This window comes from Paraburkholderia panacisoli (genome assembly GCF_008369935.1).
Classification (GTDB): Bacteria; Pseudomonadota; Gammaproteobacteria; order Burkholderiales; family Burkholderiaceae; genus Paraburkholderia; species Paraburkholderia panacisoli.
The window spans coordinates 80,884-93,220 of record NZ_VTUZ01000015.1 but is presented as its reverse complement, the minus strand read 5'-3'; the positions used below and the strand labels follow the sequence as shown (position 1 = coordinate 93,220).

The window sequence follows — 12,337 nt, the reverse complement described above, 5'->3', positions numbered from 1 at the left end:
AACACCAACTCTGGTCGACAGGAGAACCTACATGCTGCTGATCGAATGCCCGTGGTGCGGACCCCGCGCCGAAACCGAATTTTCCTGCGGCGGCGAAGCGGGTATCGCCCGCCCGCTCGATACCGACCAACTCACCGACAAGGAATGGGGCGACTACCTGTTCATGCGCAAGAACCCGCGCGGCGTACATCACGAGCAGTGGATGCACACGCAGGGCTGCCGCCGCTGGTTCAAGGCGCAGCGCGACACGGTGAGCTACGAGATCCAGGGCTACGAGACGTTCGAGCTTCCGCTGTTGTCGATGGGCAGCGACGCCAACGCACCAGGCCAGTCACAAAGCCAGACGCAGAGCCAGACCCAGGGCAAAGCAGGAAGCAACGCACAAGAGGGCACCGCATCATGAGCCAGAAAGACCGACTGCCCAGCGGCGGGCGCATCAACCGCGCGATCGCGCTGGGCTTCACGTTCAACGGCGTCAAATACGAAGGCTATCAGGGTGACACGCTGGCCTCCGCGCTGCTCGCGAACGGCGTGCATTTCGTCGCGCGCAGCTGGAAGTATCACCGGCCGCGCGGCATCGTGACGGCGGGCGTCGAAGAACCGAATGCGGTCGTGCAGCTCGAAACCGGCGCGTACACCGTACCGAATGCGCGCGCGACCGAAGTGGAGCTGTATCAGGGACTCGTAGCGGCGAGCGTGAACGCGAAGCCGAGCATCGAGAAAGACCGCATGGCGATCAACCAGAAGTTCGCGCGCTTCATTCCGGCGGGCTTCTACTACAAGACCTTCATGTGGCCGCGCAAATTCTGGCCGAAGTACGAGGAAGCGATCCGCGACGCGGCCGGTCTCGGCAAGTCGCCCGAACAGCCCGACGCCGACCGCTACGACAAGTGCTTTGCGCATTGCGACGTGCTGGTGGTCGGCGGCGGCCCCACCGGTCTCGCGGCCGCGCATGCTGCGGCGTTGTCCGGCGCGCGCGTGACGCTGGTCGACGATCAGCCGGAACTCGGCGGCTCGCTGCTGTCGTGCCGCGCCGAGATCGACGGCAAGCCCGCGCTGCAATGGGTGCAGAAGATCGAAGCCGAATTGCGGCGCATGCCCGACGTGAAGATCCTGAGCCGCAGCACCGCTTTCGGCTATCAGGACCACAACCTCGTCACCGTGACGCAGCGGCTCACCGATCATCTGCCGGTCTCGCAGCGCAAGGGTACGCGCGAACTGCTGTGGAAGATCCGCGCCAAACGCGTGGTTCTCGCGACCGGCGCACATGAACGGCCGATCGTGTTCGGCAACAACGATCTGCCGGGTGTGATGCTGGCGTCGGCGGTGTCGACTTATCTGCATCGCTACGCGGTGCTGCCGGGCCGCACCGCGGTGGTGTTCACCAACAACGACGACGGCTATCAATGCGCGCTCGACCTGAAGGCAGCGGGCGCGCAGGTGACGGTGATCGATCCGCGTGCGGGTGAATCGAAAGGCACGCTGCCCGCGCTCGCCCGCCGCCACGGCATCAAGGTGCTGAGCGGTGCGGTCATCACGGCGGCGCACGGCAAGCTGCGCGTCGCGTCGGTCGAGGTGGCGTCGTATTCGAACGGACAGCTCGGTGCCAGGCAGGGCGAGTTGCCGTGCGATCTGCTCGCGATGTCGGGCGGCTGGAGCCCGGTGCTGCATCTTTTCGCGCAATCGGGCGGCAAGGCGCATTGGCATGACGACAAGGCCTGCTTCGTGCCCGGCAAGGCGATGCAGGCGGAGACGAGCGTCGGCGCGTGCGCGGGCGACTTCACGCTGGGCCAGGGCATCCGCTTCGCTGTCGATGCGGGCATCGAGGCGGCGCGCGCGGCCGGCCACATCGTCGCGCGGCCCAGTGCGGTGCAGGTGGCCGAGCTGACCGAGACGAAGCTCGCGCCGCTGTGGCTGGTCGGCGGGCGCGAGCTGGCCACGCGCGGGCCGAAGCAGTTCGTCGACTTCCAGAACGACGTCTCGGCGGCGGATATTTTCCTTGCCGCGCGCGAAGGCTTCGAATCCGTCGAGCACGTGAAGCGCTACACGGCGATGGGTTTCGGCACCGACCAGGGCAAGCTCGGCAACATCAACGGCATGGCGATTCTCGCGCAGGCGCTCGGCAAGACGATCCCCGAGACCGGCACGACGACCTTCCGGCCGAACTACACGCCGGTCACGTTCGGCACGTTCGCGGGCCGCGAGCTGGGCGAGTTTCTCGACCCCGTGCGCAAGACGGCGGTGCACGAATGGCACGTGGAAAACGGCGCGGCGTTCGAGGATGTCGGCAACTGGAAGCGTCCGTGGTACTACCCGAAAGCGGGCGAGGACATGCACGCGGCAGTCGCGCGCGAAGCGCTCGCGGTGCGCACGAGTGTCGGCATACTCGACGCATCGACGCTCGGCAAGATCGACATTCAGGGGCCCGACGCGGCGAAGCTGCTGAATTGGGTCTACACGAATCCGTGGGGCAAGCTGGAAGTCGGCAAGTGCCGCTACGGCCTGATGCTCGACGAAAACGGCATGATCTTCGACGACGGCGTGACCGTGCGTCTGGCCGACCAGCACTACATGATGACGACCACCACCGGCGGCGCGGCGCGCGTGCTCACCTGGCTCGAACGCTGGCTGCAAACGGAATGGCCCGACATGCGCGTGCGGCTCGCGTCGGTCACGGATCACTGGGCCACGTTCGCCGTGGTCGGGCCGAACAGCCGCAAGGTGTTGCAGAAGGTCTGTCACGACATCGACTTCGCGAACGCCGTGTTTCCGTTCATGAGCTATCGCGAAGGCACGGTGGCCGGCGCAGCGGCGCGCGTGATGCGCATCAGCTTCTCGGGCGAACTGGCTTATGAAGTGAACGTGCCGGCAAACGTCGGGCGCGCGGTGTGGGAGGCGCTGATGGCGGCCGGTGCGGAATTCGGCATCACGCCGTACGGCACCGAAACGATGCACGTGCTGCGCGCGGAGAAGGGCTACATCATCGTCGGCCAGGATACGGACGGCTCGATGACACCGCACGACCTCGGCATGGGCGGCCTCGTCGCGAAGTCGAAGGATTTTCTCGGCAAGCGTTCCCTGACGCGCTCGGACACCGCGAAGGCGGGGCGCAAGCAACTAGTCGGGCTGCTCGCGGACGATCCGTCGTTCGTGATACCCGAAGGCTCGCAGATCGTCGCGGGTCCGTTCCAGGGCGACACCGCGCCGATGCTCGGCCACGTCACGTCGAGCTACTACAGCCCGATCCTGAAGCGCTCGATCGCGATGGCGGTCGTCAAGGGCGGTCTCGACAAGATCGGCGAAACGGTCACGATCCCGCTTGCGAGCGGTCGGCAGATCGCCGCCAAGGTCAGCAGTTCGGTGTTCTACGACAGCGAAGGAGCACGTCAACATGTGGAATGAAACAGGCGGGACGATGTCGGTCGTGGATCGCACCGTCGGCGGACAAACGGGTGTGTGGCAGGAGTCGCCGCTGGTGGGCGCGGACGCATTGCTGAAACGGCATCAGGCGGTGACGTCCGCTGCGTTCAGGCTGAGCGAGCGGCCGTTTCTCGAACTGGTGAACCTGCGTGGAGACACGCGCGATGCGGCGTTCATGCAGGCGGTGCAGGACGTGATCGGCTGCCTGCCGCCGGAGAAGCCGAACACCGTGGCGTGCGGCAACGGCTACGACATGGTGTGGCTCGGCCCGGACGAGTGGCTGGTGCGCTCGGCCACCGCGCACGACGCCGCTCGCAGCGCGCCGTTGCAGGCGAAGCTCGGTACTGCGTTGAGCGGCGTGTTCGCGTCGGCGGTGGATGTCGGCAGCGGCTATACGGTGCTCGAAATCAGCGGCACGCGCGCGCGCGACGTGCTGGCGCGCGGTTGTCCGCTCGACCTGCATCCGAAACTGTTCGGCGAAGGGCAATGCGCGCAGAGCCACTATTTCAAGGCGTCGATGACTTTGCTGCATAACGGCGCGGACAGCTTCGAGATCGTCGTGCGCCGCAGCTTCGCGGATTACTTCGTCCGCATCCTGCTCGACGCGGCCGAGCCGCTGATGTCGTAACGCGTGGCGAGCGGTGATCGCACACATCGCTCGCGTCGCCCTCGACTCTCGCAGCCACTGACCGCCATGCCGTCGACGCGCATCGCCACCGCGCGCCTCACCGAGCGCGCGTGCCACGAAGGCGATGCCGATGCCGCACTCGCGCTGCTCGATCAGAGCATCGCGCTGCGGCATCGACGCATCGCGCTGATCCGCTATCTGCTCGCGCAACAGCTTGGCGCGCCGTTGCAGGCGCGCCATCACGAATACGTCGAGAAAATCGCCGCGCGGCTGAGTGCGGACACGCTCGCGAGCCTGGCGGGTGCTGCGCGTGCGCGCTTGCGCGTGTAGTGGGGCGAGGCCACGGCGGTGGTTTGCGCGCACCTGTCGCTCGATCAAAAGCGCTCCTGTCGGTTTCAGCCAAACTCATGTCGCGTTCGCTGCATGTGCTTCGCGGCGGCGGGCGCTACGCTCGTTGAACGGCGTGCCCCGTACAGTCGGTCGCGCCGCTCACAAGACATGGAGACAGACAATGAGCAGCAATCGCGGCGTCGTGTATCTAGGGCAGGGCAAGGTGCAGGTTCAGTCGATCGACTATCCGAAGATGGTCGATCCACGCGGCCGGTCGATCGGCCACGGCGTAATCCTGAAGGTGGTGAGCACGAATATCTGCGGCTCGGATCAGCACATGGTGCGCGGCCGCACGACCGCCGAAGTCGGCCTCGTGCTGGGTCACGAGATTACCGGCGAGGTGATCGAGGTGGGGCGCGACGTCGAGACGCTCAGGATCGGTGATCTGGTTTCGGTGCCGTTCAACGTCGCGTGCGGACGCTGTCCGACCTGCAAGGCGCAGCATACCGGCGTGTGCCTGAACGTGAACCCGTCGCGCGCGGGCGGCGCGTATGGCTATGTGGACATGGGCGGCTGGATAGGCGGCCAGGCCGAATACGTGATGGTGCCGTACGCGGACTTCAATCTGCTGAAGTTTCCGGACCGCGCGCAAGCGATGTCGAAAATCTGCGATCTCACGTGTCTGTCCGACATTCTGCCGACCGGCTATCACGGCGCGGTGATGGCGGGCGTGAAGCCGGGCGCGACGGTTTATATCGCGGGCGCGGGACCGGTCGGCATGGCGGCTGCTGCGTCGGCGCGCTTGCTTGGCGCGGCCTGCACGATTGTCGGCGACATGAACGAGGCGCGTCTCGCGCATGCGCGCAAGATGGGCTTCCAGACCATCGACCTGTCGAAAGACGCGACGCTCGGCGAGCAGATCGAGCAGATCCTCGGCAAGCCCGAAGTGGATTGCGCGGTGGACTGCGTCGGTTTCGAGGCGCACGGTCACGGCAGCAGCGGCTCGCATGAAGAAGCGCCGGCCTCGGTGCTCAATTCGCTGATGGAGATCACCCGGGCGGCCGGCGCGATCGGTATTCCGGGCCTGTATGTGACCGACGACCCCGGCGCCGCCGATGCCGCCGCGCGCAAAGGCAGCCTGAGCATCCGCTTCGGACTCGGCTGGGCCAAGTCGCATTCGTTCCATACGGGGCAGACGCCGGTGATGAAGTACAACCACAATCTGATGCAGGCGATCTTGTGGGACCGCCTGCCGATTGCGGACATCGTCAACGTGACCGTGGTGTCGCTCGATGACGCGCCCGAGGGTTACCGGCAATTCGACGGCGGCGCGCCGAAGAAGTTTGTGATCGACCCGCACGGGTTGTTGAAGGCGGCTTGATGGCCGGCTGAAGCGTGACCTGATGCACGCAACCGCGTGGCGATAGCCACGCACGCGCTGAGCGGAGATCCGTTCAGCGCGTTTATTTTTTATGGCGAAGAAAAACGCCCAGCCGGACCGCTCGCCTCAAGCCGCCAGAGTCGGTACCGGCGCAAGCGACGGCGTCTGCTTGCGCCGCTCGCGCGTGGGCGCCGTGCCGAAAGCGTCGCGATAGCTCTTCGAGAAATGGCACGCGGACTGGAAGCCGCAAGCCATCGTGATGTGCATGATCGACATGTCGGTCTGCAGCAGCAGTTCGCGCGCGCGCCGCAAACGCAGCGTCAGATAGTAGTGCGTGGGTGTCATCCCCAGATGTTCGCGGAACAGCCGCTGCAATTGCCGTTGCGACATCCCTGCGAGCCGCGCGAGTTCTTCGCGCGACAGCGGCTCTTCGATGTTGTTCTCCATCAGCGAGATCACTTCGAACAGCGACTTGTTGGCCGAGCCGAGCCGCGCGACGAGCGGCATTTTCTGTTGCGCGCTGGTGTCGCGCACATGTTCGACGATGAACTGCTCGGCGATCTGCGTGACGCGTGCCGTGCCGACGCGCGGCGTGATCAGGTTCAGCATCATGTCGAGCGGCGCGACGCCGCCGGTGCAGGTGACGCGATCGCGGTCGACCACGAACAGCTCTTTCAGAAAGCGGGTGTCGGGAAACTCTTCCTTCAGCGCCGACATGTTCTCCCAGTGAATCGCGCACGCGTAACCGGCCAGCAAGCCGGCGCGTGCGAGCGCATAGGTGCCGGTGCACAGGCTGCCGAGCATGCTGCCCATGCGCGCGAAACGGCGCAGCGCCGTCAGGTGGGCAGGCGTGGTCGAGTGCTGCACGTCGATGCCGCCGACCACGAACACGATGTCTGGCAGGCCGACGCCTTCGACGGGAGCGGTGTCGACCGACAGGCCGTTGCTCGCGGCGACCGGACCGCCTTCGGGGCTCACGATCGACCAGCGGTAAACGGTTTGCCCCGTCAGATAGTTCGCCATGCGCAGCACTTCGATCGCGTTGGTGAACGCGATCATCGTGAAGTTGGGAACCGGCATGAAGGCGAAGTGCGACAACGACGCAATGCGATCGGTGGACATGGGGGGATTGATTCCTTCGAACCTGTAATGTCGCGTCGCCGTGGGGAGCGGCGACTCCTTCAATTCTGAGCAGTAGCGCAACTAGCGTGCCATCGGGCTAAACCCTCGGTTGGCGGAGAAACAGCTTGGATAGCTAAACAACCAGCACCAGAACGGCGCCGCTGGACGCGTGCGGCGCACTCGAAGAGCGCACGGCGATCAGTCGCAGTGCAGCAAATACCCGGCGTTTATTGAGCATTTCATTCGTTATATCGGGTCGCGCTATTCGTCGCCGAGCGGTCGCGCCGCGGCTTGTTCATGCCGACTTGTCGAAAAAGGACGCGGATGGCGGAAAAGGTAAAGAACACGTCTGAATTCGTAAATTGACGCGCGGGGCGAGCGTCAAGAATAGATGCAATGCAGACACCGGCGCAGCAACGCTTCAGGCGCCGCAACCGGACTTTCGTCAACCACCCCACGGACCTTCCATGTCGAACCCGAATCCTTTCTTCCACGACTCGCTGGCCGCGCGCGATACGGCGGTGCGAGGCGCCATTCTGAAAGAGCTGGAACGTCAGCAGTCGCAAGTCGAGCTGATCGCGTCGGAAAACATCGTGTCGCGCGCGGTGCTCGAAGCGCAAGGCTCGGTGCTGACCAACAAGTACGCGGAAGGGTATCCGGGCAAACGTTACTACGGCGGTTGCGAATACGCGGACGTGATCGAGACGCTGGCGCTCGATCGCATCAAGCAGTTGTTCAGTGCCAAGTTCGCCAACGTGCAGCCGCACTCCGGCGCGCAGGCCAACGGCGCGGTGATGCTCGCGCTGCTCAAGCCGGGCGACACGGTGCTCGGCATGTCGCTCGACGCGGGCGGCCACCTCACGCACGGTGCGAAGCCTGCGTTGTCGGGCAAGTGGTTCAACGCGGTGCAATACGGTGTCAGGCGCGAATCGATGCTGATCGACTACGAGCAGATCGAGGCGCTCGCGCAACAGCACCGACCCGCACTGCTGATCGCCGGCTTCTCGGCTTATCCGCGCGCGCTGGATTTCGCACGGCTGCGTGCAATTGCCGACAGCGTGGGCGCGAAACTGATGGTGGACATGGCGCACATCGCCGGTGTGATCGCAGCGGGGCGTCATGCGAATCCGGTCGAGTACGCACACGTGGTCACGTCGACCACGCACAAGACCTTGCGCGGCCCGCGCGGCGGCTTTGTGCTGACGAATGACGAAGACATCGCGAAGAAGATCAACTCGGCGGTGTTCCCCGGCCTGCAAGGCGGCCCGCTGATGCACGTGATCGCCGGCAAGGCGGTGGCGTTCGGCGAGGCGCTGCAACCCGGCTTCAAGACCTACATCGACAACGTGCTCGCCAATGCGCAGGCGCTCGGTGATGTGCTGAAGGCAGGGGGCGTCGACCTGGTGACGGGCGGCACCGACAACCATCTGCTGCTGGTCGATCTGCGGCCCAAGGGCCTGAAGGGCAATCAGGTCGAGCAGGCGCTGGAACGCGCGGGCATCACCTGCAACAAGAACGGCATTCCGTTCGACACCGAAAAGCCCACGGTCACGTCCGGCATCCGCCTCGGCACGCCGGCGGGCACGACGCGCGGCTTCGGCGCGAGCGAGTTCCGCGATATCGGGCGGCTGATCGTCGAGGTGCTCGACGCGCTGCGCGACCACCCGCAAGGCGATGCCGCCACCGAACAACGCGTGCGCCGCGAGATTTTCGCGCTGTGCGAGCGCTTCCCCATTTACTGAGTCCGCGTGGAGCAAACGATGAGCACTTTGCACGACAACAGCATCATCATCGACGGTCTGAACATTTCGAAGTTCGAGCGCTCCGTGTTCGAGGACATGCGCAAGGGCGGTGTGACCGCGGTGAACTGCACGGTCTCGGTGTGGGAGAGCTTCCAGAAGACCGTCGACAACATCGCCGAAATGAAGCAGCAGATTCGCGAGTACGGCGAGATTCTCACGCTGGTGCGCACCACCGACGACATCTTCCGCGCGAAGAAGGAAAACAAAACCGGCATCATCTTCGGCTTCCAGAACGCGCACGCGTTCGAAGACAACCTCGGCTATATCGAGGCGTTCAAGGACCTCGGCGTGAACGTGGTGCAGCTTTGCTACAACACGCAGAACCTCGTGGGCACCGGCTGCTACGAACGCGACGGCGGCCTGTCCGGCTATGGCCGCGAAGTGATCCAGGAGATGAACCGCGTCGGCATCATGGTCGATCTGTCGCATGTGGGCGGCAAGACCTCGTCCGAAGCGATCGCCGCGTCGAACAAGCCGGTGTGCTATTCGCATTGCTGCCCGTCGGGGCTGAAAGAGCATCCGCGCAACAAGAGCGACGAGCAATTGAAAGAGATTGCCGACGCCGGCGGTTTCGTCGGCGTGACGATGTTCGCGCCGTTCCTCAAGCGCGGCCCCGACGCCACCGTCGACGACTATATCGAGGCGATCGACTACGTGGTGAATCTGATCGGCGAAGACCAGGTGGGCATCGGCACGGACTTCACACAAGGCTACAGCACCGAGTTCTTCGACTGGATCACGCACGACAAGGGCCGTTACCGCCAACTGACGAACTTCGGCAAGGTCGTGAATCCCGAAGGCATCCGCACGATCGGCGAGTTTCCGAATCTGACCGCCGCGATGCAGCGCGCCGGCTGGAGCGAAACGCGCATCAAAAAGATCATGGGCGAAAACTGGGTGCGGGTGTTCGGCGAAGTCTGGAAAGTCTGAGCGTTCAGCCACCCGATCAAGCACATAAAACGGAGTCCCCACATGCAACCCCAACTGCCTATCGACGTCGACGCGAACACCGGCGTCTGGACCACCGACGCGCTGCCGATGCTCTACGTGCCGCGCCATTTCTTCACCAACAATCACACCGCCGTCGAAGAAGCGCTCGGCCTCGATGCGTATGCGGAGATTCTCTACAAGGCCGGCTACAAGTCCGCGTATTTCTGGTGCGACAAGGAAGCCAAACAGCACGGCATCAGCGGCATGGCGGTTTTCGAGCACTACCTGAAGCGTCTGTCGCAACGCGGCTGGGGGATCTTCACGATTACCGAAGCGGATCCGCAGAATTCGCGCGCCCGCATCGAACTGCATCATTCGTCGTTCGTGCTCGCGCAGCCGGGCAAGGTCGGCAAGCTCTGCTATATGTTCGCCGGCTGGTTCGCGGGCGCGATGGACTGGGTCAACGACACCGCGCCGGACGCCGCGCGCAAAGGGCCGCCGTCGCATTCGAGAGAAGCGCGCTGCGCGGCGGAAGGCCACGCGCATTGCGTGTTCGAAGTGTCGCCGCTCGCGTCCTGACGCGGCGGCTGTCGCAACCCCGCGCAATCCACGCAAGCACGGCAGAGCGCAACTAGCCTATCCATTCCGAGGTCGATCGCGATGCGTTACCCGAACCTTTTCAAACCGCTCACGCTGAACAAGCTGACCTTGCGCAACCGCATCGTCAGCACCGCGCACGCGGAAGTTTATGCGGAGCCGGGCGGCTTGCCCGGCGACCGTTATATCCGCTACTACGAGGAAAAGGCCAAGGGCGGCGTCGGGCTTGCGGTGTGCGGCGGTTCGAGCCCGGTGTCGATCGACAGCCCGCAAGGCTGGTGGAAGTCGGTGAATCTGTCGACCGACAGGATCATCGACCCGCTCGCGCGGCTTGCCGAAGCGATGCATGCGCACGGCGCGAAGATCATGATCCAGGCCACCCACATGGGACGCCGCTCGGCGTTTCACGGCGAGCACTGGCCGCATCTGATGTCGCCGTCGGGCGTGCGTGAGCCGGTGCATCGCGGCAACGCGAAGATCATCGAAGTGGAGGAGATTCGCCGCATCATCGACGACTTCGCGGCGGCCGCGAAACGCGTGAAGGAGGCGGGCATGGACGGCATCGAAATCTCCGCCGCGCACCAGCATCTGATCGATCAGTTCTGGAGTCCGCGCACCAATTTCCGCACCGACGAATGGGGCGGTTCGCTCGAAAACCGTCTGCGTTTCGGTACCGAAGTGCTGAACGCGGTGCGCGCGGCGGTGGGTGCGGACTTCTGCGTGGGCCTGCGCATGTGTGGCGACGAGTTCCATGAGGACGGGCTCGATCACGAACAACTCAAAGAAATCGCCCAGGCGATGAGCGAAACTGGTCTGATCGATTACCTCGGCGTGATCGGCTCGGGCGCGGACACGCACAACACGCTCGCCAACTGCATGCCGCCGATGGCGCTGCCGCCCGAGCCGTTCGTGCATCTCGCGGCCGGCATCAAGTCGGTGGTGAAGCTGCCGGTGATGCACGCGCAGAGCATTCGCGACGCGGGGCAGGCCGAGCGGCTGCTGGCGAGCGGCATGGTCGATCTGGTCGGCATGACGCGCGCGCAGATCGCCGATCCGCATATGGTCATCAAGATCCGCGACGGCCGCGAGGATGAGATCAAGCAGTGCGTCGGCGCGAACTACTGCATCGACCGGCAATACAACGGGCTCGACGTGCTGTGCGTGCAGAACGCCGCGACCTCGCGCGAAGCGACCATGCCGCATGTGATCGCGAAGACGCGCGGGCCGAAGCGCAAGGTCGTCGTGGTCGGCGCGGGTCCGGCCGGACTCGAGGCTGCACGCGTGGCGAAGTCGCGCGGTCACGACGTAGTGTTGTTCGAGAAGAACGACTACGTGGGCGGCCAGATCATGCTGGCAGCAAAAGCGCCGCAACGCGAACAGATGGCGGGCATCGTGCGCTGGTTCGACATGGAGACGAAGCGCCTCGGCGTCGAACGGCGTCTCGGTGTCGCCGCCGACGAGAAAACCATCATGGCCGAGAAGCCGGACATCGTCGTGCTCGCGACGGGCGGCTCGGCGTTCACGTCGCAAGTGGCGGCGTGGGGTGTCGCGGACGGCCTGGCGGTGAGTTCGTGGGACGTGCTGTCGGGCAAGGTCGAGCCGGGCAAGAACGTGCTCGTGTACGACGGCGTCAGCACACATGCCGGTGCGGGCGTCGCCGATTTCATGGCGGGCCGCGGCTCGAACGTCGAGATCGTGACCCCCGACGTGAAGGTCGCCGACGACGTCGGCGGCACCACGTTCCCGATCTTCTACCGGCGGCTCTACGCGCAGGGCGTGATCCATACGCCGAACTACTGGCTCGACAAGGTCTACGAGGAAGATGGCAAGAAGATCGCCGTGATCCGCAACGAGTACACCGAGGAGCAGGAAGAGCGCGCGGTCGATCAGGTGGTGATTGAAAACGGCAGCACGCCGAACGATCAGCTTTACTGGACGCTCAAGCCGGAGTCGCTCAACCGTGGGCAAGTGGACGTGCACAAGCTGTTCGCGTCCGAGCCGCAGCCGTGGCTCGGCGAAGAGCTCGGCAACGGCCGCTTCCTGCTGTTTCGCGTCGGCGACTGCATTTCGATGCACAACATTCACGGCGCGATCTACGACGCGCTGCGTCTTTGCAAGGATTTCTGA

At 64.7% G+C, this 12,337-nt stretch carries 10 protein-coding genes; 9 read left to right on the top strand and 1 reads right to left on the bottom strand.

Going from position 1 to position 12,337, the window contains the following annotated elements; all coding sequences use genetic code 11:
• Positions 1-31 precede the first annotated feature (31 nt).
• The 5 genes from FVF58_RS22745 to fdhA all read left to right on the top strand — a co-directional run bounded on the left by FVF58_RS22745 (position 32) and on the right by fdhA (position 5,759).
• Entirely contained in the window at positions 32-403 is a 372-nt protein-coding gene (locus FVF58_RS22745; RefSeq protein ID WP_149672099.1) for a sarcosine oxidase subunit delta, read from the top strand.
• The gene (locus tag FVF58_RS22740; protein WP_149672098.1) at positions 400-3,402 is read left to right on the top strand and encodes a sarcosine oxidase subunit alpha family protein; all 3,003 of its coding nucleotides are present in this window, start codon (positions 400-402) and stop codon (positions 3,400-3,402) included. The genes FVF58_RS22745 and FVF58_RS22740 overlap by 4 nt, the downstream gene beginning before the upstream one ends.
• Positions 3,392-4,048 carry a sarcosine oxidase subunit gamma gene (locus FVF58_RS22735; protein ID WP_149672097.1) on the top strand — a complete coding sequence of 219 codons (657 nt, stop codon included), beginning with the start codon at positions 3,392-3,394 and terminating at the stop codon, positions 4,046-4,048. Before FVF58_RS22740 ends, FVF58_RS22735 begins: the two co-directional genes overlap by 11 nt.
• Positions 4,049-4,114: 66 nt before the next feature.
• Positions 4,115-4,378, top strand: coding sequence for a hypothetical protein (locus tag FVF58_RS22730; RefSeq protein ID WP_149672096.1), 264 nt, complete (start codon positions 4,115-4,117; stop codon positions 4,376-4,378).
• Positions 4,379-4,559: 181 nt separating this feature from the next.
• Positions 4,560-5,759: a formaldehyde dehydrogenase, glutathione-independent gene (gene fdhA, locus FVF58_RS22725; protein WP_149672095.1), complete on the top strand. Its 1,200-nt coding sequence runs from the start codon at positions 4,560-4,562 to the stop codon at positions 5,757-5,759.
• Positions 5,760-5,885: 126 nt separating this feature from the next.
• Here fdhA and FVF58_RS22720 read toward each other — a convergent pair whose 3' ends face one another.
• Positions 5,886-6,881: a GlxA family transcriptional regulator gene (locus tag FVF58_RS22720; RefSeq protein ID WP_149672094.1), complete on the bottom strand. Its 996-nt coding sequence runs from the start codon at positions 6,879-6,881 to the stop codon at positions 5,886-5,888.
• A 467-nt stretch (positions 6,882-7,348) separates the two neighbouring features.
• On the opposite strand from FVF58_RS22720, the gene FVF58_RS22715 reads away from it, so the two are divergent.
• The 4 genes from FVF58_RS22715 (at position 7,349) to FVF58_RS22700 (ending at position 12,337) form a co-directional block, all read left to right on the top strand.
• On the top strand, positions 7,349-8,623 hold the full coding sequence (locus FVF58_RS22715) for a serine hydroxymethyltransferase (protein ID WP_149672093.1): 1,275 nt from the start codon (positions 7,349-7,351) through the stop codon (positions 8,621-8,623).
• 18 nt (positions 8,624-8,641) lie between these two features.
• Complete coding sequence (locus FVF58_RS22710) at positions 8,642-9,613, top strand: dipeptidase (RefSeq protein ID WP_149672092.1); 972 nt, start codon at positions 8,642-8,644, stop codon at positions 9,611-9,613.
• A 42-nt stretch (positions 9,614-9,655) separates the two neighbouring features.
• The gene (locus FVF58_RS22705; RefSeq protein WP_149672091.1) at positions 9,656-10,192 is read left to right on the top strand and encodes a DUF5943 domain-containing protein; all 537 of its coding nucleotides are present in this window, start codon (positions 9,656-9,658) and stop codon (positions 10,190-10,192) included.
• Between the two features lie 81 nt (positions 10,193-10,273).
• On the top strand, positions 10,274-12,337 hold the full coding sequence (locus FVF58_RS22700; protein ID WP_149672090.1) for an NADH:flavin oxidoreductase: 2,064 nt from the start codon (positions 10,274-10,276) through the stop codon (positions 12,335-12,337).